This window comes from Nocardia sp. NPDC051929, assembly GCF_044548645.1.
GTDB classification, from domain to species: domain Bacteria; phylum Actinomycetota; class Actinomycetes; order Mycobacteriales; family Mycobacteriaceae; genus Nocardia; species Nocardia sichangensis.
In genome coordinates this window covers 73,550-96,171 of sequence record NZ_JBIUCG010000026.1, presented here as the reverse complement: position 1 = coordinate 96,171, position 22,622 = coordinate 73,550, and the positions used below count along the sequence as shown (strand labels likewise).

Sequence of the window (22,622 nt, the reverse complement as noted above, 5' to 3'; positions counted from 1 at the left end):
GGTAGAAGAATGGGACGAGGACGGTTCGCGTCTTGGCCCTTGGCCCTCATGGTCTCGGCCCCGGGAAGGCCGGCCGCGACCAGCGTCCGCACGGAGCGTCACCGCGACGCACGGGTCATGGCCCGGGCCCCGCAAACGTGTGCTCCCGCCCGTGGTCCCACCGGGCTGGCCGGGCGCCGCCAAGTCGCTAAGTCGCTGTGCCCGGAGGGACGTGTGTGGCGCGGAATGCGTCGAGCGTCTGCTCGACACCGTCAGTCGTCAGTCGCCAGAACGTCCAGCCGTCGATGTCGTCGCTACCGGTGGCTGCCCGGGCGGCAGAGTTCGGAGTGCCCCACGGGCGGTTCCAGACGCTGATGCGACCGTCTGGTTTAAGCACTCCCGAGTGCACCTTGTTGTTGTGACGGCCGGTCAGCCCGATTCCGACGGCCAATTCGGCGGGGTCCAAGTACTTGAGTAAGTCTCTCAGGTCAACCGTCGAATGCCCCAGGTCGATGACCGGGGTGGCTGGGCGCTGCGCTATGGACGGATCAGGCTCGTGTCTCGTCTGGGCGCATGCACGGTGCAGGGATAGGGCAGCGGTGGCTGCTGCGCTCCATGGCGCCGTAGTCGCAGTTTTCGCGGCAATCAGTGCCTGGACGCTGGGCAGGGCGCCCGGAATCTGGGCGAGTATCTCGATCTCCTTCATCAAGAAGCAGCGTTGTTCCGTGATCTGGGAGGCATTGAGCGCCAGGATCCTTATGGTCTCGTCGGCGCGACACACCCCGCGTTGTGCCTCGGCCTCGGAGTAAGGCGTGTGACTGCGCCGGGCGTAGCCGGCCGTGTCGAATCCGAGCAGGTCAGGATCGCCGATGCGGGCTGGGTCCAAGAGGACGGGCTGCTCCAGCCCCAAGTCGTCGTGTTGGTGCCAGGCGCGCGGTCCAGCCAGCAATGGGAACCGGCTGCCCTTCGCTCGGCCTTCCCGCATGCCGTCGAACCGGGCACCGCCGCTGTTGCAGTGCTTGCACGCGATGCGATAGTTGTCGACCGTGTAGGCAAGCCACCAGTAACCATCATGGCCTGGTTCGCCGAGCACTTCGGACTTCGGCCGGTAGTGATCGACGGTGACATCCGCGCGTTGAATGGTGGTCTCGCAGTACCAGCACTTCTGCCCGACGAGCGCGAGCAGTGGGTCACGCACCTCGTCATCAGCCCAGTGCTCGGTGAAGACGCGCTTGATGTTGCTGGTCATCGCGGCCCGCACGGCATTCAGGGTGGCTTTGGTCTTGGCCCCCCAAGCCGGTGGGGAGATGAGCCCACTCATATCCACATGTCTCATCGGCGTCAGATCACCGATGAGAAGTGCTCGTTGAACAGTTCGGCGACCATGGCCTCCAAGACCTGCGGCGACGGAGGGCTGGCGCCGGTCGCGGCCTCGACGAGGGCACGGCGTCGGCGGTGAAGCTCGGCGAGGAAGGCGGCCACGAGTGGATCGCGGTTCGCGGTCGAGAAGCCCAGCGCGTCGAGTTCCCCGGTGACCTCGCGGAGCTCCTCTTGAAGGACCTCGTCGTGCGCTGCTGCCGGCAACAGTGCGTACTGGCGGTCAATCAGCTCTTGTGTGTGTTCATCTAGTTGCGTGGGTAGCCCGAACAGATCAGTGGTTAACAGGCCGCCGGCACCCTGGCCCCGCGGGGTGGCCTCGGGAATCACGGCAGTAGCCCGTCCTTGCTGATCAGTAGAGACGATCCGGATCTGCTGGCGGGTCATGTTGGCCACCAGCAGGGGTTCGTGGGTGGCCGTGATGAACTGCGAGTCCCGATGCGTCCCCAGCACAGCGCGCACGGAGCTGTACCAGCGCCGGCTCCACTGGGGGTGGAAGTGTGAGTCGGGCTCGTCCAGGAGGAAGAGTGACTCCTGCGCGCGCTGGAGCCGCAGCATGCCCAAAATGGTCAGAAGTTGCTGCTCTCCGGAGCTCAGGTCGTCCAGTCCGAGCATTACTGCGCCGGTCTTGTGCAGGCGGACCTCGACGGTGAGGTACCCGGCGTCGAGCAGGGTGGCGAGCAGCCCGAACATCGACAGGTCACTGTCGAAGAGGTTACGGAAGGCCCGGACGTCCTCGGCGGTGCCGAGGACGATCCGGAATCCGTCGGCGGGGCTCCCAGTGCCGTCCACCGGGTCGGCGTCGGGAATCGGGCCGAAGCGGCCGGACTCGGCCACGGCCGCGAACAGCGTGCGTGCGGGCCCGCCCAGGCCCCAATACGGCAGCGTAGCCAACAGCGCCCCGCGCACGGTGCGGGGTGCTTTCACGCGTAGGACGGCCGAGGCGACGTGCTGGATGTAAGAGTGCTCCCTCAAGTAGGTGCCGAACGAGTCGGCCCAGTGAGTCGTCTGCGCCAGAAGCAGTAGCGGCAAGTGGGCAGGGGTGCACAGGAAGACGGGGGTGTACAGGGGACAGCGGATTGGGAGGGTGAGTTGTTCCGGCCAGGCATCCTCGGGCGACCGGCTGGCGAGCCATGTATCGAGATCCTCTCGCAACTGTCGGCGCCAATCTCCTAGGCGGCGCGTCGCGAAGCGGCGGTGCTGATCGAACTCCTCAGTCCAGGGGGCGTGTGGGTAGGCCTGATAGCCGAAGACATGGTCGGGGAGATGGCGCGGCCAATGCGCCCTCGGCACTCTTGTCGGCTTGCGGCCCGCCTGGGCCACGGTCAATTCGAGGGTCGCTGAGCGGGCGGGCTGCACGACCCGGACAGTCGTGTCGCGCAGCTCGTACTGGACTTCGAAGGGGAAAGCCGTACGGTGTTTCGGCCGGTGCAGGGCACCGAAGATCTCGGCGAGCGCGTGCAGGGCCCGCGACTTGCCACCGCCGTTCGGGCCGATCAGCGTAGCGATGGCATGACCCCCATCCACCGCATCGGTGAGGTCCAGGTGGAAGTCGCGCAGCCCGCGGTAGGCGGGAAGGCTCAGGCGCAGCAGACGCATGCGTTTCCCCCAGTCGCAGCGGATACAGTCGCGGTCACGTCGTTGGTCCCCGATCCGGACGGTCGCCGCGTGCGCCGTACGGTTGCAGCGCTTGGGTGAGAGCGGTCAACTCTTTCAGGGCCGAGCGAAGCTCACCCGCGATTTCCTGTGCCATGTGATGCAGGTCGGCTTCGGGCTCGGCGGGTGCAAACGGATCATCCGGTGGGTGAACGGCCAAAAGATCGAGGTTGGTGCGGTCCCGGGCGAGCAGGTCCTCCACGTTGAAGGACCGGAACACGTGCGACTCGACCCGCTCGCTGCGGGGCTGGCCTGGCCGGTACGCGGACACGAAGTCTTCGTAGTCGGTGCCGGTCAGTGTGGTCGTCCTGGTGGGCACGGGGCGGTGGGAGCGCAGGTCATACACCCACAGCTGCTTGGTCGACGGCCTGCCGTCCGCCCTCGGAGCGGGCTTGTCGAAGAATAGGACGTTGGTCTTGAGGCCGGTTGCGTAGAAGACGCCTGGCGGAAGCCGAAGCAGGGTGTGAACATCGCACGCTTCAAGGAGCCGACGCCGGACATGCTCGCCAGCTCCGGCTTCGAACAGCACATTGTCGGGTACCACGACGGCTGCTCGGCCCTTGAGCTGTAGCAGGCTGTGGACGTGCTGGAGGAAGTTGAGCGGCCGGTTGCCGGTCTCTGCCCAGAAGTCAGGACGGTAGTACCTGTTCGTCTCCCTTGCGATCGTGGACCGCCTGCCGAACGGGGGCGTGGTGAGGACCAGGGTCGCGTGCCGTGTCGGAGGCTGGGCGAGCGCATCGCCTACAGCGATCAAGGGATGGGCGTCGGCCCGCGTCAGTCCGTGCAAGAGGAGATTCGTCGTTGCCAGCCGTGCTGTGGCATCGACGAGTTCGGTGCCGCCGAATGCGCCCTCGGTCAGTCGGGTACGCTCGGCGCGCGTGACGCCGGAGGGAAAGTGCTCGATCAGGTACTCGAACGACTTGGTCAAGAAGCCGCCAGTGCCGCAGGCCGGATCGATGACCGTGTCGCCGACTCCCGGCTGGACACACTGCACGATCGCTTCGATCAGCGGGCGAGGGGTGAAGAACTGCCCGGTGCCGGTCTTGGTGTCGGCGGTCAGCCGAGCCAACAGGGCTTCGAAGACCGCGCCACTGCCAGTGCTGTCGCTCCTTGACCAGCGGTAGCTATCGACTAGGTCGACCAGGCGGCTGAGCTTGACGGGGTCCGAGATGCGGTTTTGAGCCTTACCGAACAGCAGTCCGAGGTTGCCCGGCCCGTATGCAAGGCGGTCCAGGGCCTGTTCGTAGCGCTGACATTGGTCCTCACCTGAGCTCCAACGGATCGCTGCCCACGCGTCGTAGCCGATCACGTCCACAGGGTTGAGCGGACGCTGGCTCTGTTCGTGGGCCAGCTTGAGGAGGATCAGGCAGGCGAGCTGCTCGACGTACTCGATGCCCGAGACTCCGTCTTCTCGCAGCACGTCGGCAAAGGACCACAGGACCTTGGCCAGGTTTGGGTCGGGCCCGGAGCGAGAGGAGGAAGGTGGGTTCACAGCGACGACTCCTGTTGCCCGAACGGGGGGGCGGTGTGGGACAGCTGGCCCGTGAACGCCTGCTGAAGCAGGTTGCTCCGCAGCCGGACGGCCACGTCAACCGCTCGTTGGGCTGCGGCGGAGGCGGCCTGCAGGGACGTGAGGTGCGCATCGACCAGAGAGACCAGCCGTTGTTGCTCTTCAGGTGGCGCGACGGGCACTGGCATCAGCCGGATTCTCCCGAGACTTATGGACGCAAGCCCGGTGACCTGCGTGGCGTTGCGTTCGCACCATTGGCGACCGAATCCGTTGGTGTGCCAGGCTAGGAGCTTCGGGTGTAGCTGCTGATGGGTGATGCGCGCTCGGAACACATGGTTTTGGTGGACGCAGTCGGGAACCTGCTCCTCCCAGATCCAGCCGCGGCCCAGCTGGCCACCTTCTCCGCCGCCGGCCAGGATCACGTCACCGGTGCGGAGGCGGGCGGCCTGGGCCCTCTGCATGGGCAACCGGATTATGTGGATGTCGTCCAGGGCCAGTCTGCCTCGTTGCACGTTGGCAACCCGAAGGCAGGGGACCTCCACTTCCGTGGGATCCCACCGCCGTCTGCTGGTCTTGGTTACCCCGAGGGTCACCTCGGCGACGCTCTCCAGGCGGGTCCACCGCCAGTCGGCGGGCAAGGACGGCAGGGTGCCGTCGTGGGTGCCTGCGGGCGGCAGGCTTCCTGGGGCACGGTCGGCACCGGACAGCCCGCCGAGGCTGGCCTGGGCGCTCATTGCCTGGACCAGTTCATCGGCCTGATTGACGGCCCCGGAGGTGCGGGTCGTGGTGGCGTCGATCCGGGCGAGATGGTCCTCCACCAGACTGATGATCCGGACTTGCTCGTCAAGTGCTGGGAGCGGAAGCAGAGTCTGCGCCAGGTCACGGTGGTTGATCCGGTATATCGTAGCGCCGCCCTGCCGGGCCCGGTCCTCGAGCTGGCGGCGCACCACCGGCGAATTCCATAAGTGCGCGAGGTATCGCGGGGCGACCAGGGAAGGCTGTACCCGTACGCGAATCATGGTGTCGGGGAACGCTGTCGTCCGGGGAGGTGCGTCCACCAAAGCGCCCTCGCCGACCAGGGAGCGAGAGCCGCTGACCCGGCTGACCAGCAGATCACCGGGTTCGACCAGGGCAGGCGGGTTGTTGTGAGCCGTCTCGTCGCCGCCCTTGGTCTGGGTGAAGTCCACCGTCACGGGGCGAAGAGCCGTCGCGCGCAGCACGGGGAAGCCGCCCTCGCGGGCGGGCAAAGACCGGCCGTTGGCCAACGGTTCGCGCAGGACGTCAGCCAACTTCAACAGGGTCCATCCGGTGGGAAGGTCACGGTTCAAGCGAGCGCCTCACTCAAATTGTTGAGAAGGTCGATCGCGGCGTCGGCGCCGAACGTGGCAAGGAACCCATCGGTGCCACCCCGTCCCGAGAATGGGATCGTGTCGAGGTCTCGGGGATCAAATCGGTCCTCGGCGATGGCAGTAGCCTCCGCAATGTTCTCGATCCACCACGCCTGGGCCGGTGTGAAGGGCCCGGCTTGCTGCATGAACGCGGCCAGACGCCGTCGCATGCCACCGGCAGCCGCATTCTGTCTGGTGGGCTCCTCCGCTTTAGGTGCAGCCGGGCGGTCGTAGAGGCGGAGCAGCATCTGCCGGAGCGCAGGCCTGTTGCCCAGCAGTGCACCAGCATCGCGGACTTCCTCCTCGACGGCCTCCGACCCCCAGTCTGCGTGGACCTGCGCCATATGATCCGGATCGACGGTGCCGAGAAGCCGAGCCACCAACCCTTCCAAGGAAAAGCCAGCCAGTTTCCGCACGGAAGCGCTATCGGCGTCGCTCAACCCGGGAACGATCCGAGCAAGCCGCACACCGAGTTCGGCCGTCTCGTTAGCGGTCATGTCGGCGTCCACCGTGCGGGTTAGCAGACGCTCCAGGGCCCGCCGGCCAGCCCGGCCGGACGCATCGGTCACATTGACGAGCCGTCGGTGATGGTGACGAGAAGTTCCCACCGCGTCGATCACGACGAACTGGGTCTTGGCGAATGCTCCTGGGGTGACCGCGCGGAGCACCGCTGGCGCGATGGGCTGCGCCCCTTGTGCCAGCAGCCGCTCGTAATAGGCGGCGGAGCGGACATCGCGCAGGAATAGCACGCACTCGACTGCCCGCATGTCGGTGGGGTCGGACATGATGTCCACTACCACCGCAATCCGAAACTGCGGAACGGTCCGGAAGTCCCTCAGCAGCTGATCCGGGTTATGACTGCGCATGGTGATCTTCTGGCAGAAGGGATCGTCGGCACCGAACACCTCGCGGATGTGGTGCACGACGTCTTCCGCGTGCGCGTCGTTGATTGCGAAGACGACGGTTTTGGGGACGCTCAGCCTGCCCTCAGGCGCCCTCTCGGGGAACAGCGTAGGCAGTTCATCACGAAACGCCGTCACGACAGAAGCGAGCTGCTCCGACCTCACGATCCGTGGGGCGCTGGGCGGTCCTGCGTGCGCCAAGTCCTCGTCCAACTGCTCGTACCAGGCGCGGCGTGGAGCATTGGCGGTGATGTGCTCGGTCATCGGCATCAGCGCCGCGCGTCCGGACGGCTCGAACCGTACCTGGTAGAGGGCGTAGTCCACGACGAGTCCGTCGGCGACGGCCTGTTCGAAGGGGTATTCGCTGACCAGATTAGCGTTGAAGAAGCCGAATACCGGGGCGACCGGGGTGGCGGTAAAACCGACCACCGGAGCGTCGAAGTACTCCAGGAGGGCACGCCCTCGTCCGTAGACCTGGTGGTGGCAGTCGTCTACGACGACGAGGTCGAAGGCGTCAGGCGGCAGGGCCGCGGAGTAGGTTACTTCGAGCGGCGCGGTGTCGGTCTGCGAGAGCTGCTCGGCGGTCTCATAGGCCGATACACGGGCGGATCCGTGCTCCTGCTCGGGCGTGCCTGCAAGCATGCCCTCCAACCGTTGTGCCGTGGCCACGACGACGGATGCCGATGATGGAACGCCGGTCGGCGTTAGCTGTGCGACCTGGTACACATCAGCCAGACTCCGCCCCGTATCAGGGAAAGTGAATTGCCGGAATACAGCTAGTAGCTGATCCACCATCACCATGCGATCAACAACAAACAGGATGCGGGCGGCCCTGGCGTATCTGAGCTGGCGGTAAGCCGCGAATGCCTCGGCATAATTCCGTCCTGTGCCGGTGGCCATTTGGACCAGAGCGCGGCGATCTCCCGCCGCGAGGGCTTGCTCGACTGCCAAAACTGCCTTTAGCTGCGGCAAGCGCAGTTGTCCGGCCGCCTGCGTGCCCTCCTGCAGAGGTGGCAGGGCCGCCATCCTGGCGCGATAGGTAGGAGCCTCACCGTCTGCTTCTGCCTCATGCTGCCAACGAGCCAACGTGGCTGGCCGGTGGAAGCCGCTGACCAGCCGGGCGCGCGGGTCTGGCTCATTGGCGTTGTAGAAGAGCAGCCGCTGGCCGTCGCTCACGTACCGATAAGGCAGCGGAGAGCGCCAGACCGGCCACGGCGAGGCCGTCGCTGCGGCGGCCAGCCTTCCGGCCTGCTCCATAGCCGTGCTGAGATCCGCGCCGTCCCTCTTGCACTCGATAATTCCCACCACCTGCCCGCCAACCAACAGCAGCAAGTCGGGACGGCTGCCGCCAGGCAGACGAGGCTCGATCAACACGCAACCGAGTGAGTGGAGTCGTTCATCATCTGCATCGGGGCCCAGAAGATTCCACCCCGCCTCGATGAGCCTGCGCTGCACCGCCGCCGCGATTGCCTCTTCTGCCAGCGGCTCACAGGCAGCGTTGCGGGCACTTACGATCAGGCGCTCGCGCTCTGAAGCCGGTAGGGACGTGGGCCTTACTCGGAGGTCGAATTCGCGGCGCAGCCGCGGCTCGACCGCATCCACCGGAACCACTCGCTCTGTCAGAATGCGCAGGTCGGACGGGCTGGTGTGGACAAAGAGCATCGGCTCCTGGTCGGCGGTCCGGAGTCGAAAGAACCAGACAGCCAGCTCAAAGCATCGCTGCACCAGCTGCGACGCCACCTCTGCCCGGTCAGCATCACCATCCGGGTAACCCTGAAGATCCTCGAACGCTGCAAGGACTCGCGCAGGCAGTAGCCCAGCGCGGGTCAGCACCCGCAGACGAGACGACTGGTCTGCCGTCGGCGGTCGCACCCCGGCCATGTGGCCAAGCTTGGCGGCGAGAACCTCACCGAACTGACGTGCTGCCACCACCGAGTCAGCCGGGACAGTGGACGCCCAAACTTCCGATGATGCGCCATAGAGGACCAAGAGCGGTTCGTGCGGAAGCAGATACCCAAAATTGGCTGAGGCAAGTGCCAGGTTCGCGAATCGTCTTTCGAGCTCGCTCGACTCTCGAGCCATGCCAGCCCTCCCTGCCCGACCTGCCTGATGATGTGGTCGGTGGTGTGGTGACCACTCCAGACCTGTCTCCCACTCTATCGCTCGTGGGAGCTGCTGCACGATCAGGCGACAGTGATTAGGCAGCCGTGTGGCTGCCGAGGACATGATGGTTTCGAATTCGATCGGGGTCAACCGGTCGAGGCGGATTTGGTGTCGATGGCGGTGGTAGGTGCGCTCGATCCAGGTCACGATCGCGATCCGTAACTGCTCGCGGGTGTCCCACCGTCCCCGGTCCAAGACGTTGCGTTGTAGAAGGCTGAAGAAGCTCTCCATGGCGGCGTTATCGCCTGCCGCGCCGACGCGTTCCATCGACCCGACCATGTGAAACCTGTTGAGCGCATGTACGAATCGCCTGGAACGGAATTCCAGCAGGTTCAACCGGTGGAAGCAACATCCGAGGTCAGGAGGATGTTGTGGGAAGACCGTCGAATTGGGTGCGGGAGGCTACGGGGCGAGCCCCGATGCGGTCGCCGGGGCATCCCGGCCTCAGCGAGTGGTCGAGCGTGCGTTCTGGGGCAAGATCGCCGAGGGTGATCCGCCGACGGAATGCGCTGTCGCGGTGGGTGTCTCGCCGGTCGCCGGGACGAGGTGGTTCCGTGATGCTGGCGGGATGTCGCCGTATTCGTGGAGCCCTCCGTCGGGCCGGTTCCTGTCGTTCGCCGAGCGGGAGGAGATCGCGCTGCTGCGGGCCCGAGGCGACGGTGTCCGGCAGCTCGCCGCAGTGCTGGGGCGTAGCCCGTCGACGATCTCACGCGAACTGCGGCGCAATGCCGCGACTCGGGGCGGGAAATGGATTACCGCGCGTCGGTTGCCCAGTGGAAAGCCGAGTTGTTCGCCCGGCGCCCGAAGAGCGCCAAGCTGGCGACGAACCCCCGCCTGCGCGAGTACATCCAGCAGCGTTTGGCCGGGCAGATCGCAGGGCCTGACGGGGTCGCGGTGGCCAGCCCCGACATCGGCGCGTGGACCGGACGGAACAAGCCACACCGGGCTGATCGCCGCTGGGCGCAGGCGTGGAGCCCGCGGCAGATCTCCAAACGATTGGAGATCGATTTCCCCGATGACCGGTCGATGCGGACCAGCCATGTAGCGATCGACCAGGCGTGTATATCGTCCGGTACCTCCGGGATGACACGTAGGCGCGACCGGCTCCACCGCAACGGTGAAGCCGACTGTCAACAGTTCTCGGCAGACTCCGCTGGTAGTCCTCGACCCCGAGTGGTGCGGGCACAGTCCTATCCCGGCCACGCCGGGGAGGTCACCGACGTCGCGTTCGCGCGCATTCGGGCTGGCTCGCCACCAGCACGCACGGCTCCCGGCAGCCGATTGTCACACTCGCCGCCCTCCCGGACACGACCACGCGGCTGCTGCCGAGCAGGCACAGCTCCTTCGACAAACTCCCGGCGGTCACCGAGCAGGTGCTCCTGAACCGCTAGCATCGCGGCGTGCCCACCTGGACGAGCAAGCCTGCCCGGACCTTGCACCGGATCGCGGCGGTCCGCGAATACATGGCGACCAATGTCCTCGGCCCCGGCGGTTTCCGCTGCGGAAACCTCCAGTCGTGCCGGAACAGCGCGCTGTACACCCGATCCGGCACGCTCAAGCGGCCGCCGCGGGAATTCTGGGAGGGGCAGATGTCGCACATCGGCCTGCACTACGACATGGTCGAAGACGGCCGCCCCTGGCGGGTGATGCTGCTCGCGATGGAGGTCGGGCGGGCCTGGGAGCACATCTCCCTCGAGGAGCGGCGGGAGGATCAGGACAACGCGATCAATGTCAGCTTCTCCCAGCGCAAACCGCACATGCGGGGGACGACCAGCGCGCTGCGGCTCGCGTTCGGGCGCCGAGCTGGTGCCGATCGCGCGGGAGAACTGCTCGAACTGACCAATGCGGGGTACCAGCATGTGATGGCCTGCTACGCACTGGTGAATCTGCGGTTGTGCTCGGCGGTCGCGGCGGGGACGACGAATTCCGCGGCGACCGAGGTCATGAGCGCGAACTGCCTCGCGCACCTAGTGGCGACCGTGCGTGCCCTGGAGCCGACGGTGTGCGTTCTGCAAGGCAGCACTATCCGCTCCGCCATCGATCCGGCGATCGAGAACTGCGAATCCCTGTCCCACGAGCTGCCGCTCGAATATGTCACCCTCGGCGGGATCGACACGATTGTCGCGAATTTCCCGCACCCCTATCAGCGCGGTCGCAACGTGCACCTGAACTGGGGCACCTCGTCGAACACCGCCTATTTGACGGACGTCGTCGCACCTACATTGCGCGCCGCTCGGGAGTTCGCTCTGAGCTAGCGCCTGTCACGACCGTTCTCGACGGCATCCGCGTGCCCCGGCGCGGCTGCGCCGGCGTCCGTATCGGGTTATGGCCGACAGTGCCTACTCCTCGGCCGCCGACCACGCCTGGCTACGCCGCCATGGAATCCCTGCCACCATCTCGGCCCGGCCGACCAGGCCAGCCATCGCCGCAACCGTGGCCGCCGCGGTGGGCGGCCACCGGCGTTCGACCAAGCCGTGTACCGGCAACGCCACACCGTCGAACGCGGTATCAACCGGCTCAAGCGCTACCGCGCCGTGGCCACCCGCTACGAGAAACACGCCCTCCGCTACCTGGCCGTTCTACACACATCGCCGCGATCGACGAATGGCTCTGAACCACTTCCAGACAGGCACAAGCGGATTGTCCGCAGTTCCAGCCGCAGGGAGTAGAGAGCCGGTAACCCTCACTGGGGCCAGGTGAGCGACCTCCTCCCTGCGGAGTCCGGGCACCCGCCGCACGGTCTGCTGTTGGGGTAGGTGTGACTGGGCCCGGTTTCGGAGGCGGTCATGGGCGTATTCCTTCGTCGGGCTCGGAGCTCGGTATCCCCCGGACCCCGAGCCCGGTCGGCGCTCAGGACAGGACGACTGCGCGGGCGCCGTTCTCGTCTGCGCAGTATTCGACCGCTTTGCCGATGTCGCCGAAGTCGAAGGTCTCGGTGACCAACTGGTCCAGCAAGAGCGCGCCCCGCTGGTAGAGCTCGACGAGCTGGGGGATGTCGCGTTTGACGTGGGCCGAGCCGTACAGGCAGCCCTTGACGGTCTTGCCGGACATGACGACGTTGTTGAAGACCTCGCTGACACCGACGCCTGGTCCGGCGCCGACGAGGACGGCGGTGCCGCCGCGGCGGGCCATGGCGACGGCTTGATCGACGGTTTCCTGCCGACCCGCCACTTCGATCACGACGTCGGCGCCGCGGCGCCCGGTGAGCTGCTGCACCTTCTTGACCACGTCGGGTCCTGCGGTGAGGGTGTGGGTGGCGCCGAGTTCGGTGGCCAGTGCGAGCCGGTCGGTGTGGACGTCGATGGCGATGATGGTGGTGGCGCCGGCGATCCGGGCGCCTTGGACGGCGTTGAGTCCGACGCCGCCGCAGCCGATGACCGCGACCGCGTCGCCCACCCGGACACCGCCGGTCTTCACCGCGGCACCGAATCCGGTGAGCACACCGCAGCCGAGCAGTGCCGCCGAAGCGATGGGTACCCGGTCGGAGATCCGGATGGCCGCCCCGGCGGGGACGACGGTGCGCTGGGAGAAGGTGCCCAGTCCACAGAACTGGCGCACCGGTGTGCCGTCGAGGCTCATCCTGGTGCTGCCGTCGGGCAGGATGTGGGCGCCGAGCATGGTGCGCGGCCGACCGCACAGGTGCTGTTCGGCACGCTGGCAGTAGTAGCAGGTGCCGCAGCTCGCCAGCCACGACAGCACCACATGGTCGCCGACCGAGAGCTCATCGACACCGTCACCGACGGCGGTGACGACGCCTGCGCCCTCGTGCCCGAGCACCAGCGGCAGCGGGGCGGGGAGTTTGCCGGAGAAGACTCCCACATCGGAATGACAGACGCCGGTCGCCTTCACATCGACGGCGACCTCACCGGGACCGGGGTCGGCGATGTCGAGGTCGGCGAGCCGTAGTGGCGCGCCTGCCTGTTCGAACAGTGCTGCTCGTGTCATGGGTTCGTCTCCGTGGTTGTGGTCTGTCCGTAGGTGTCGCGCAGAACGTTCTTGAGGACCTTGCCGTTGGCGTTGCGGGGCAACTCGTCGACGAAGTAGAAGTGTTTGGGCACTTTGTATTTGGCCAGGCGTTCGCCCAGCCAGGACCGGAGCTCCGCCGCGTCGATGGCGCTGCCCTGCGCTGCGACGATCAGCGCCGCGCCGACCTCGACGTAGCGTTCGTCCGCGACCCCGATGACCGCGGCGTCGGCGATGTCGGCATGTCCGGTGAGCACCATCTCGATCTCGGCGGGGTAGACGTTCTCCCCACCGCTGCGGTACATGTCCTTGGCTCGTCCGGCGATGGTGAGGAAGCCGTCGGCGTCGACGCGGCCGAGGTCGCCGGAGTGGCACCAGCCGTCGACGAAGGTGGCGCGGTTGTCCTCGGGGCGGTTCCAATAGCCGATGCTCACCCCGCCGCTGCGGACGCAGATCTCGCCGACCTCGTCGAGGTCGGTGGGTGAGCCGTCGGGGCGGATGACCTTGATCTCGGTCATCGCCTGGGGCGTGCCGATGCTGCTCTCGTGGCCGCGGGCGACATCGAATTCCAGGCTGGTGCTCACCGCGCCGCCTTCGGTGAGGCTATAGGACTGGACGAGTTCGACGCCGGGTAGCCGGTTGTCGAGTTCGTCGTTGACCCAGGGCATGACGATGTCACCGCCGGTGACGATGCGCCGTAGGGTCTGCGGCACCAGGTGGGTGATGTCTTCGCCGCTGCGTAGCAGGTCGAACAGCATGAACGGGTAGAGCAACATGTCGGTGGCGTTGTGCTGGTCGCCGACGCGGAGGAAGTTCTCGAGGGTGAAACTGCCCGACGGGAAGGCGATGGCGGTGCCGTGGGTGAGCAGGGCGGGAAGCAACAGGACCTCGAATCCGCCGGCGTGGAACAGCGGTCCGCTGGTCTGAGACACGGTGGAGCTGTCGATCCGCCAGCGCTGGGCCTGGATCGAGCCGATCCACAGGGCGTTGCCGTGCGAGAACAGGGCGCCCTTGGGGCGTCCGGTGGTCCCCGACGAATACATCAGCGACACCGGGTCTTCGGGGGAGACGACGGGAAAGCCGGTCGCGTCCGATTCCTCGGCGGTGAAGACCGACAGTGGCGTGGCTCCGTCGAGTGCTCCGGGCTCGCCGCGCACGACGTAGGTACCGACGGTGACGCCGTCGCGGATGGCCGCCACGAGGGCGGCGAACTCGGCGTCGAGCACGAGCACCCCGGGGTCGGAGTCGTTGAGCGCGAACTGCAGTTCCGGTGCGGTGAGCCGCCAGTTGAGGCGTACCGCGATCGCGCCGACGCGCCCGATCGCCAGGTAGAGCGCGACGTAGTCGGTGGAGTTGCGCAGCAGCAGTCCGACCCGGTCGCCCTTGCGCACTCCCGCCTGCTGCAGGGCCCGTGCGTAGCGTAGTTCGGTGGCGCGCAGGTCGAGCCAGCTCAGTGCGGCTTCTCCGCCGAGTGCGACAGCGGGGCGGTGGGGGTCGACCGCGGGCATCTGGGCGGCGATCGCGTCGGTGATGAAGTTCAGGCTCAGCGCCATGGGGTGCTCCGGTGAGTGAGGCGGCAGTGACTCATTCGGTGTTCCTTGTCTGTCAGAGGATCGCTCCAGTGGCGCGAAGAGCATCGATGTCCGGTGGGTCGAAGCCCCAGTCGATGAGTGCGCGTGAGGTATTCGCTCCGGCGGGGACCGCGGGGCCCTGCACGGCACCGGGTGTCCGGCTGAATCTCGGCGCGGGGGCAGGCTGGAGGACCCCGTCCACCGGGACGAAACTGTGTCGTGCCCTGGCGTGTTCGTGTCGCAGGGCTTCGTCCAGGTCGAGGACCGGGGTGGTGCAGGCTTCGCGTCCGGCGAAGGCGGCTTCCCATTCCATGCGGGTTCGGGTGCCGAATACGGCCGCGAGCCTGATACGCAACCGTGGCCATTGCGTGCGGTCCCATTGGATGTCGGCGAGTTCTGGTTCGAGCCCGAGCACATCGAGGAGTTCGGCGAAGAAGGCGGCCTCGATCGCGCCGACTGCCATCCAGCCGCCGTCTGCGGTCTCGTACACGGTGTAGAACGGGGCGCCACCGTCGAGCATGTTGGTTCCGCGCTCGAGTCCGTGCATCCCCACTTGTCGCTGTCCGTAGAAGACACCGCCCAGCAGGGCGATCCCGTCCACCATGGCGGCGTCGACCACCTGACCGCGGCCGCTGCCGCGCGCTTCCCACAGCGCCGCCAGCAAACCCATCGCCAGCATGAGTCCACCACCGGCGTAGTCGCCGAGCAGATTCAGCGGGATCGCCGGGGGGCCGCCCGCCGGACCCATGGCCGCCAGCAGACCGGACAGCGACAGGTAGTTCAGATCGTGGCCGGCGGTTCGGCTCAGTGGTCCGTCCTGTCCCCAACCCGTCGCTCGGCCATAGACCAAGCGAGGGTTGCGGGCCAGGCAGTCCTCGGGTCCGACGCCGAGGCGCTCGGTGACCCCGGGCCGGTTGCCCTCCAGGAGCGCATCTGCCCGTTCGACCAGACGCAGCATGGTGTCCACGCCGTCGGGATGTTTGAGATCCACGGCGACCGAGCGCCGCCCGCGATCGTTGACGAAGGCCGGTTGCCGTCCGTTGCTCGCGCCGAGGTCGGTGCGCAGAGCGCCCACGGCGCTGGGCCGGTCGATCCGCAGAACTTCGGCGCCGAGGTCGCTGAGCAGCATTCCGCACCACGGCCCCGGGCCGAGCCCGGCCAATTCGATGATCTTGAGGCCGTGTAGGGGGCCCTGCCGGGCTGCGGGCTCGGCATCGGTGGACGGTGTCATCGGGTCGCGGGTCACGGGTTCACGCCCCGATGAGGATCTGCTTGAGTTCGGTGAATCCCAGAATTCCCTCTGGTCCCGATTCGCGGCCCCAGCCGGAGGCGCCGACGCCGCCGAACGGCGCGCTCATCACGGGGCCGAAGGAGTTGACCGCGACGGCGCCGGAGCGGATGCGACCCGCCACCTCGACACCGAGGGCGGTGTCGGCGGTGAACACCGCGCCCGACAGGCCGAAGGTTGTCGCGTTGGCCAGACGCACTGCATCATCGAGATCGCGGTAGACCTGCACGGCCGTGACCGGCCCGAACACTTCTCGCTGCACGAGGTCGGAGTGTTCGCCGACACCGGTGAACAAGGTCGGTTCGTGGAACCATCCGCAGCTCAGATGGTCGGGCCGGCGACCGCCGGTGACCAGCCGCGCGCCATCGGCTTCGGCCGCGGCGACGAAATTCTCGGTGCGCCGCAGCGCCGCCTCGTTGATCAGCGGACCCAGATGGGTCTTCGGGTCGAGCGGGTCACCGATGGTCAACCGCTCCCAGCCGGAGCGGAGACTATCGATCACCTCGTCGTGGCGGCGCTCGGAGACGAGGATCCGCGACAGCGAGGCGCAGACCTGACCGGTGCCGTTGGTGGCGCCGGGCACGAGGGCCCGCAGTGTCCGGTCGAGGGGAGCGTCGTCGAGAATCAGCGCCGGCGACTTGCCGCCGAGTTCGAGCTGGGTTCGCGCGTAGCGTCCGTGGGTCGCGGCAAGGACGTCCTGCGCGGCGACGTGCCCGCCGGTGAGCGAGACCAGATCGACCCGAGGATCACGTGTCAGGGCCTGACCGACCTCGACCGGGCCGCACACGATGTTGACCACACCGGCGGGAAAGCCCGCCCGCAGTGCGCAGTCGGCGACCAGGGCCATCGTGAGATGGGATTCCGGCGCTGCCTTGATCACCACCGGACAGCCCGCCAGCAGCGCGGGAACGACCTTGGACGCGATCGTGACGACGGGGCCGTTATAGGGCAGGATCGCCACCACCACCCCGACCGGTTCCCGCCGTAGCAGCACATCGCCCAGTTCGGACGAACGGCGGTCCTCGCGCAATATCGCCTCGGCATTGCCGACTGCCGAGCGCCACGCGGCGGTCGTGCCGAACCGGTGTAAAGCGCGGCCGTGCCGCAGCGGCATTCCTGCCTCGACTGCCCACACCACCTCCAGTTGCGGGGCGCGGGCGTCGAGGAGATCGAACCAGCGCGCGGTCGCCGCGATCCGCTCGGCGAGGCCGGTGCGTGCCCAGGTCTCGCGGGCCGCGTCGGCGGCATCGATGGCCGCGATACCGTCAGCAACCGACGGGTGCCGCACGACGGTGACCGGCAGGCCGGTGGAGGGCGACACGATGGTGTAGCGATCCCCGGTGGCGGGCCGCAAGGTTCCTCCGATCAGCACGTCGTCGGGGTGCGCGACGTCCACGCTGGAAATTTCCACGATTCCACCTTCTGCCGGTGTGACGGTCGGCGGAGAGCCGCGAACAGCTCTCTTCAACTAACCAGAAATTCTATAGTGGAGTAGATTATATATTATGCTGGACGGTGGCAAGCTGCCGCAGTGTAAGGTTCGGTGGAATCGCCGCAGTGTGGGGATCGCCTCGACAGCGTGGGCGTACCCGGTCGGACAGGGAGGTTTGCTGTTGAGCGCGCCGCACGTAGGTACCGAGCGCATCGGTGCTGGCGAGCCCCGGACCAGGGCCATGCGCAAACGTGCCGAACGCGTCCGGCTGATCGAGCACACCGCGGCGCGGCTGTTCGCCGAAGGCGGCTATGAGGCAACCAACTTCGAGGCCATCGGTGCCGTCCTCGACATGCGTGGCTCCAGCCTCTACTACTACTTCCCCTCCAAAGAGGAACTCTTCCTCCGCTGCATGGAGCACGCGGCCGCCGAAGTGTTTCCCCGCCTGCGGGTCATCGCGGAATCGGCAGGCCCACCGCTCGACCGGCTCCGGCGGATGTTCCGCGAAGAAGCCGTCATCACCCTGGCCGAGTATCCGGAATTCGTTCCGCTCTTCCTCAAGGTCCAGGTGCCGATCCAGGCGCTCGAGCAGCGGCGCGACGAACTCCGACGAGAGCAGACGTCGATCTTTCGTGCCGTGGTCGACGAACTCGCCACCGCGCCGGAGGTCATCTCCGCCGACCGCTTGCACATCACCCTGAACCTCGCCCTGGGTGGGTTGGCCCTCATCGGCGAATGGTTCGACGCCAGTAGCGGTCTCGGTGTCGAGGAATTCGCCGAGGAGGTGTCCGGGGCCCTGGTCGGTATGTTCACCGCCGGATCCTGAGCGAGGTCGCGAGGGCGGCGGCGATTCAGGAATCCGCCGCAGCCGGGGAAGCTCCCGGCACCGGCACCCCCACCGCGGCGTCGCCGACGCGGCGGACGCGCGACAGTGCCACCGCCGTGACCGCCGCGATGATCAACGGGACGATGACCGCGAGGTACATCGTGCGCGGGGTCAGCACACTCAGCGCATACCCCGCGACGATCGGCGACAGAATCGCCCCGGCGCGTCCGACGCCCATCATCGCCCCGTATCCCTTGGCTCGTGCGAGTACGGGGTAGACCGCTGTGGAGGTCGCGGTGTAGCCGGTCAGCGCGGCGTAGATCGCCGCGCCGAGCACGGTCGCCGTCGTCAGCGCGAGCGGCCCGCGCAGGGTCACCGCGAACACCGCGATCGCGACGGCCGCCACCAGCGAGGTCACCGCAGCTATGCGAGCGCCGGCGAACCTCAGTCCGACCGCGCCGAAAGCCGTACCGCCGATCACCGCACCGAGTCCGATCATGATGCCGGCCAGCGCGCCGCTGCCCGCGTCACCGCTGGCGTTCTTGATCAGCTGCGGTGTCCAGGTTCCCACGAAGTAGTAGGCGGCGGTCAGCATCGAATATCCTCCGGCCAGCAGCACCGTGCGTGTGCGCAGCGCGTGCCCGAGAAGCGAATTCGCGCGCGGGAATACGATTTCGCGCTCTCGCGGCGCGGCAGCCCGGCGAGCGAGGAAGTCGGGGGACTCACGCAGGAAGACGGCAGTCACTACCAGCGACAACGCGCCGAGCACGGCGCCGACCCAGAACATGCCCTGCCAGGCGCCACCGACCCAGGTGATGAGTCCCGCGCCGGCGAAGCCCGCCAGCATCGTGCCGACCGGATAGCCGATCATCACGATGCCGAGTGCGATGCTGCGGCGGTTTTCTGGGGCGCTCTCCTGGCCGAGCACGACGATCACGACACTGATCATGCCGATGGCGATGCCGGTGACGAACCGTGTCACCAGTAAGGACTCGAAGTTCGTGGACAGCGCCGAGGCCGCGAGCCCGAGGGTGTTGACCGCGAGGCCGACCAGCAGGACCCGTCGACGGCCGTAGATGTCGGCGAACCGGGCAAGCCCTATCGCGCCGACCGCCATCCCTGCGAGCGCGGCGCTGACGAGGTAACCCTTCTGCGCGTTCGAGGCGAAACCGTCCGGCAGGTGGGGCATCGCGAAGCCCATCACCAGCACGTCGTATCCGTCCAGCATGTTCAGGAACGCGCAGAACAGCACGACCGCGAATTGGCTACGTCGGTCGCGACCGGCGGTGACGGGGGTTGGGTGTGAACTCATCGGGTCTTCCTTGCTTTGCGGAGAATGCCGCGCGCTCCAGGTGAAGGCGGCGGGGCTGCCATGGGGAGGGGAGTGGCGGTTCGGAACGGGATGCCGGATCGACGAGAGTTCGGACCAGAGGCTGTGCCCGACAGCAGCTTAGGAGATTGTGCACGAAATATTGTCAATTTCGGCGAGAAGCTAGCGGCGACCCTCTCGACTGGGTCCGGCGTGGGGCTCTCGGCAGTGAGTGTCTGCGCCGGTCGGCAGAGCGTGCTATTCGCCCATATTCTTGCAGGTAGAGGCAAGATCAACTCATCTGTTGAAAATCGATGAGCGCGAAGATAGTATGCGTGTCAGCCTGTGACCCAGGACACAAGTGTGGTGGCATGCTGGTGAATCGGTGCGATCGAAAATGCGCAATACATAATGCCTAGCGGTCCTTTCGGGTCGCCCGGGCACCCTCGGCAAGACATTGGAGTCCCCATGGCAACACCGAAGCCCGTCCGCCGCGTGTGGGCACTGGACGCACCGCAACTCACTGTCGACTGCGGCATTCTGATGCTCGGGTCCGGCGGTGTGCAGGAAACCATCCCGGCTCCGACGTTTCTCATAGAACACGACGAGGGACTGCTGATCTTCGACGCCGGTCTGGCCACCGTGGGCGCCGGTGACCCGGCCGTCGCTTACGGCGAGCTCGCCGCGGCGTTCCGGATCGACTTTCCCGAGGAGTACCGGCTCGACCGCCAGATCGAAGCCATCGGCTACACCACCCGCGATGTCCGCCGGGTCGTGTTGTCGCATATGCACTTCGACCACACCGGCGGACTCGATCTCTTCCCGCACGCGCAGGGCTTCATCGGCGCCGGTGAACTGCGTTACGCCAAGACGCCCTCGAACCTCGACGCGGCCTTCTTCCGGGAGGACGACATCGCGGCGGCGCAGAAGATTGTCTGGAACGAGGTTCCCGCAGGCTACGACCACGACCTCTTCGGTGACGGCAGCATCACCCTGCTCTCGCTGCACGGGCACACCCCCGGCACGCTCGGTCTGAAACTGCGCATGCCCGACGACAGCACGCTCGTGCTCACCAGCGACGCGGCGCACAAGTGGGACAACGTCGACCTGACCATCGGCATGCCGTTCGATGTCGACCGGCCGAACAAGCACAGCTCCTTGCAGAAGATCAAACTACTGGCCACCCAGCCCGGAACAACCGTCTGGATCAGCCACGATCCGACCGACTGGGCCGAGCTGCGCGCGGGCGGTGCGGAGATCACCAGCGCCACTTCGATGCGCGGTCCCGCCGAACACGTGGTGACGGCGTGAAAACGCCGGCAGCAGTGATCGATGCGGGAAGCACCGAGCTCGAGCTGCGCGAGCTGGAGGTCGAGTTGGTCGCCGGTGACTCAGCTGCGGTAAAGGGCCCGCCGCCAGAAACCAAGATCCCTCATCCGATGCCTCACATCCACGAGCACCCGTGACCGTACCGAACAAGGTGGCATGGGCATGGGGCGGTCCAAGGCAGCTGCTCATCGATGGTGCGTGGGTTTCTGCTGTCGAGCACGGTGACTTCGAGGTCATTGATCCCGGCACCGAGCAGGTGATCACTCGGGTAGCCGAGGCCGCGGCGACAGACGTGGACGACGCCGTGCGAGCCGCACGGCGGACATTCGACGACGAGCGTTGGATCCGCCTTTCCGGTGCCGAACGCGGCATGATCCTCTGGCGGACAGCGGATCTGATGGCTGAGCGCGCTAACGAACTGGCAGCTGTCGAAAGTCGCGACGTCGGGATGCCAGTGTCACAAGCACTGCTGATGGTCACCGAGGCCGCCAACCAGTTCCGCTATTACGCGGGCTGGGCCGACAAGATCCACGGCAGCACGACCGACATCGGCCCGTCCGACCGCCGAATGCACGGCGCCACCTACAAAGAACCGGTCGGTGTGGTCGCGATGATCGTGCCGTGGAACGCGCCCCTGATCGCGATGTCGATGAAACTGGCACCCGCTCTGGCGGCTGGGTGCACATGCGTGCTGAAGCCATCGGAAGAAGCACCGCTTTCCGCACTCGTGCTGGGAGGGATACTGCTCGACGCCGGGGTCCCGCCCGGAGTGGTCAACGTTGTCACCGGCTTCGCGGCAACTGGTGCGGCGCTGGCCGAACACCGAGACGTCGACAAGATCAGCTTCACCGGCTCGACCGCGGTCGGCCGCAAGATCGTTGTTGCGGCCACCGGCAACCTCAAAAAGGTCTCGCTCGAACTCGGCGGCAAATCACCAGTGATCGTCGCGCCTGACGCCGACATCGCTGCGGCGGCAGCAGGCATTGCGCTGGGGGCCTTCTGGAACTCCGGACAAATATGTACATCCGGCACACGGCTCCTCGTCCACAGGTCGATCTACTCGGAACTCACCGACGTGATCGCCGAGCTGGCTGCGGACATGAAGGTCGGCTACGGCAACGACCCCGACACGGTGCTCGGGCCCCTGGTGTCCCGCCGACACCTCGACCGTGTCGCCGGGTTCGTCGACCGCAGCGCCGCTGACGGCGCCCGTGTCGTCACTGGCGGCAAACGGATCGGAGATCGAGGCTTCTACTACGAACCCACCCTGGTCGCCGATGCGACACCTTCCATGGAGATCGTCCGCGACGAAGTTTTCGGACCGGTACTCGCGGCGATGCCCTACACCGACCTCGAAACCGCCATAGCTGTCGCCAACGACACCCAGTACGGACTCGCCGGCAGTGTCTGGACCCGTGATGTCGCCCTCGCCCATCGAGTCGCCCGTCGGCTCCGCGCCGGACGCATCGGCATCAACGTCCATCGGGCCGGCGGAGTGCAGATGCCGATCGGTGGCTACAAGCAGTCCGGATGGGGACGTGAAAACGGGCCGAACGCAATCGAGGAGTATCTCGAAACCAAGTCTGTGGTTACCCTCCTCGACCGGTAATTGTGGTCGGCATCGGGGAAGGCCAAGTGCCACAACCCATCATTCCTTGGAGGATCTCGCGGCGTCCGGGAATTGTGTCCGGCCAGCTGGCAGTCGAGGCGGATTTCCCGCCGGGTCGAGGCGAGATACGTCGTTCGGTGAATCGGCCCGTTCAAGACCGTGATCGAGGTCGAGTTCGCCCTCATGGAATGGTGCGACTGGTACAACAACGCACGCCTACATTCCCGGCTGGACTACCTGACCCCGGCCGAGTACGAAGCCGCGTACTACGCTCGAAACCTGCCACGCCGACCGGCGCTGGTCTGAAACCGAAGCCGGCT

18 protein-coding genes and 1 pseudogene are annotated in these 22,622 nt (G+C 66.7%); 7 read left to right on the top strand and 12 right to left on the bottom strand.

The window, feature by feature from the left end; all coding sequences use genetic code 11:
* Window positions 1-187: 187 nt before the first annotated feature.
* The 6 genes and pseudogenes from ACIHAX_RS30880 to ACIHAX_RS30855 all read right to left on the bottom strand — a co-directional run.
* Window positions 188-1,300 (bottom strand): hypothetical protein, encoded by a 1,113-nt coding sequence (locus tag ACIHAX_RS30880; protein ID WP_397281141.1) that lies wholly within the window; start codon window positions 1,298-1,300, stop codon window positions 188-190.
* Between the two features lie 20 nt (window positions 1,301-1,320).
* On the bottom strand, window positions 1,321-2,955 hold the full coding sequence (locus tag ACIHAX_RS30875; protein ID WP_397281139.1) for an AAA family ATPase: 1,635 nt from the start codon (window positions 2,953-2,955) through the stop codon (window positions 1,321-1,323).
* A 34-nt stretch (window positions 2,956-2,989) separates the two neighbouring features.
* Complete coding sequence (locus tag ACIHAX_RS30870; protein ID WP_397281137.1) at window positions 2,990-4,504, bottom strand: N-6 DNA methylase; 1,515 nt, start codon at window positions 4,502-4,504, stop codon at window positions 2,990-2,992.
* Window positions 4,501-5,850 carry a restriction endonuclease subunit S gene (locus ACIHAX_RS30865; protein ID WP_397281135.1) on the bottom strand — a complete coding sequence of 450 codons (1,350 nt, stop codon included), beginning with the start codon at window positions 5,848-5,850 and terminating at the stop codon, window positions 4,501-4,503. Before ACIHAX_RS30865 ends, ACIHAX_RS30870 begins: the two co-directional genes overlap by 4 nt.
* A complete protein-coding gene (locus tag ACIHAX_RS30860) occupies window positions 5,847-8,693 on the bottom strand; it encodes a DEAD/DEAH box helicase family protein (RefSeq protein ID WP_397281210.1) in 2,847 nt (948 codons plus the stop codon). The genes ACIHAX_RS30865 and ACIHAX_RS30860 overlap by 4 nt, the downstream gene beginning before the upstream one ends.
* A 327-nt stretch (window positions 8,694-9,020) precedes the next feature.
* A pseudogene (locus ACIHAX_RS30855) lies at window positions 9,021-9,299 on the bottom strand (IS3 family transposase); the annotation flags it as partial.
* A gap of 244 nt (window positions 9,300-9,543) precedes the next feature.
* Here ACIHAX_RS30855 and ACIHAX_RS30850 point away from each other — a divergent pair.
* Window positions 9,544-10,020, top strand: a complete 477-nt coding sequence (locus tag ACIHAX_RS30850; RefSeq protein ID WP_397281208.1) for a helix-turn-helix domain-containing protein — start codon at window positions 9,544-9,546, stop codon at window positions 10,018-10,020.
* Between the two features lie 355 nt (window positions 10,021-10,375).
* Complete coding sequence (locus ACIHAX_RS30845; RefSeq protein WP_397281133.1) at window positions 10,376-11,230, top strand: hypothetical protein; 855 nt, start codon at window positions 10,376-10,378, stop codon at window positions 11,228-11,230.
* Window positions 11,231-11,314: 84 nt separating this feature from the next.
* On the opposite strand, the gene ACIHAX_RS30840 is transcribed toward ACIHAX_RS30845, so the two are convergent.
* From ACIHAX_RS30840 to ACIHAX_RS30820, 5 genes are all read right to left on the bottom strand, one after another.
* Window positions 11,315-11,533, bottom strand: coding sequence for a hypothetical protein (locus ACIHAX_RS30840; RefSeq protein WP_397281131.1), 219 nt, complete (start codon window positions 11,531-11,533; stop codon window positions 11,315-11,317).
* Window positions 11,534-11,825: 292 nt separating this feature from the next.
* A complete protein-coding gene (locus tag ACIHAX_RS30835; protein WP_397281129.1) occupies window positions 11,826-12,920 on the bottom strand; it encodes a Zn-dependent alcohol dehydrogenase in 1,095 nt (364 codons plus the stop codon).
* Window positions 12,917-14,491 (bottom strand): class I adenylate-forming enzyme family protein, encoded by a 1,575-nt coding sequence (locus ACIHAX_RS30830; protein WP_397281127.1) that lies wholly within the window; start codon window positions 14,489-14,491, stop codon window positions 12,917-12,919. The genes ACIHAX_RS30835 and ACIHAX_RS30830 overlap by 4 nt, the downstream gene beginning before the upstream one ends.
* 52 nt (window positions 14,492-14,543) lie before the next feature.
* A complete protein-coding gene (locus ACIHAX_RS30825) occupies window positions 14,544-15,740 on the bottom strand; it encodes a CaiB/BaiF CoA transferase family protein (protein WP_397281125.1) in 1,197 nt (398 codons plus the stop codon).
* A 19-nt stretch (window positions 15,741-15,759) separates the two neighbouring features.
* On the bottom strand, window positions 15,760-17,208 hold the full coding sequence (locus ACIHAX_RS30820; protein ID WP_195042940.1) for an aldehyde dehydrogenase family protein: 1,449 nt from the start codon (window positions 17,206-17,208) through the stop codon (window positions 15,760-15,762).
* Window positions 17,209-17,410: 202 nt separating this feature from the next.
* Between ACIHAX_RS30820 and ACIHAX_RS30815 the strand changes: the two genes are divergently transcribed.
* A complete protein-coding gene (locus tag ACIHAX_RS30815) occupies window positions 17,411-18,055 on the top strand; it encodes a TetR/AcrR family transcriptional regulator (protein ID WP_364436919.1) in 645 nt (214 codons plus the stop codon).
* A gap of 25 nt (window positions 18,056-18,080) precedes the next feature.
* On the opposite strand, the gene ACIHAX_RS30810 is transcribed toward ACIHAX_RS30815, so the two are convergent.
* The gene (locus ACIHAX_RS30810) at window positions 18,081-19,367 is read right to left on the bottom strand and encodes an MFS transporter (protein ID WP_397281122.1); all 1,287 of its coding nucleotides are present in this window, start codon (window positions 19,365-19,367) and stop codon (window positions 18,081-18,083) included.
* A 465-nt stretch (window positions 19,368-19,832) separates the two neighbouring features.
* On the opposite strand from ACIHAX_RS30810, the gene ACIHAX_RS30805 reads away from it, so the two are divergent.
* From ACIHAX_RS30805 to ACIHAX_RS30790, 4 genes are all read left to right on the top strand, one after another.
* Window positions 19,833-20,675: an N-acyl homoserine lactonase family protein gene (locus tag ACIHAX_RS30805; RefSeq protein ID WP_397281120.1), complete on the top strand. Its 843-nt coding sequence runs from the start codon at window positions 19,833-19,835 to the stop codon at window positions 20,673-20,675.
* On the top strand, window positions 20,672-20,830 hold the full coding sequence (locus tag ACIHAX_RS30800; RefSeq protein WP_364436926.1) for a hypothetical protein: 159 nt from the start codon (window positions 20,672-20,674) through the stop codon (window positions 20,828-20,830). The genes ACIHAX_RS30805 and ACIHAX_RS30800 overlap by 4 nt, the downstream gene beginning before the upstream one ends.
* Window positions 20,827-22,302 (top strand): aldehyde dehydrogenase family protein, encoded by a 1,476-nt coding sequence (locus ACIHAX_RS30795; protein WP_397281118.1) that lies wholly within the window; start codon window positions 20,827-20,829, stop codon window positions 22,300-22,302. Before ACIHAX_RS30800 ends, ACIHAX_RS30795 begins: the two co-directional genes overlap by 4 nt.
* 159 nt (window positions 22,303-22,461) lie before the next feature.
* Window positions 22,462-22,608, top strand: coding sequence for an integrase core domain-containing protein (locus ACIHAX_RS30790; RefSeq protein ID WP_397281116.1), 147 nt, complete (start codon window positions 22,462-22,464; stop codon window positions 22,606-22,608).
* Window positions 22,609-22,622: the final 14 nt, after the last annotated feature.

Bases quoted from the DNA above. Each gene is read 5' to 3' on its own strand.
- ACIHAX_RS30880 (WP_397281141.1), bottom strand. From the start codon at position 1,300: ATGAGTGGGCTCATCTCCCCACCGGCTTGGGGGGCCAAGACCAAAGCC.
- ACIHAX_RS30875 (WP_397281139.1), bottom strand. From the start codon at position 2,955: ATGCGTCTGCTGCGCCTGAGCCTTCCCGCCTACCGCGGGCTGCGCGAC.
- ACIHAX_RS30860 (WP_397281210.1), bottom strand. From the start codon at position 8,693: ATGGCCGGGGTGCGACCGCCGACGGCAGACCAGTCGTCTCGTCTGCGG.
- ACIHAX_RS30850 (WP_397281208.1), top strand. From the start codon at position 9,544: ATGTCGCCGTATTCGTGGAGCCCTCCGTCGGGCCGGTTCCTGTCGTTC.
- ACIHAX_RS30835 (WP_397281129.1), bottom strand. From the start codon at position 12,920: ATGACACGAGCAGCACTGTTCGAACAGGCAGGCGCGCCACTACGGCTC.
- ACIHAX_RS30830 (WP_397281127.1), bottom strand. From the start codon at position 14,491: ATGGCGCTGAGCCTGAACTTCATCACCGACGCGATCGCCGCCCAGATG.
- ACIHAX_RS30825 (WP_397281125.1), bottom strand. From the start codon at position 15,740: ATGACACCGTCCACCGATGCCGAGCCCGCAGCCCGGCAGGGCCCCCTA.
- ACIHAX_RS30810 (WP_397281122.1), bottom strand. From the start codon at position 19,367: ATGAGTTCACACCCAACCCCCGTCACCGCCGGTCGCGACCGACGTAGC.
- ACIHAX_RS30805 (WP_397281120.1), top strand. From the start codon at position 19,833: ATGGCAACACCGAAGCCCGTCCGCCGCGTGTGGGCACTGGACGCACCG.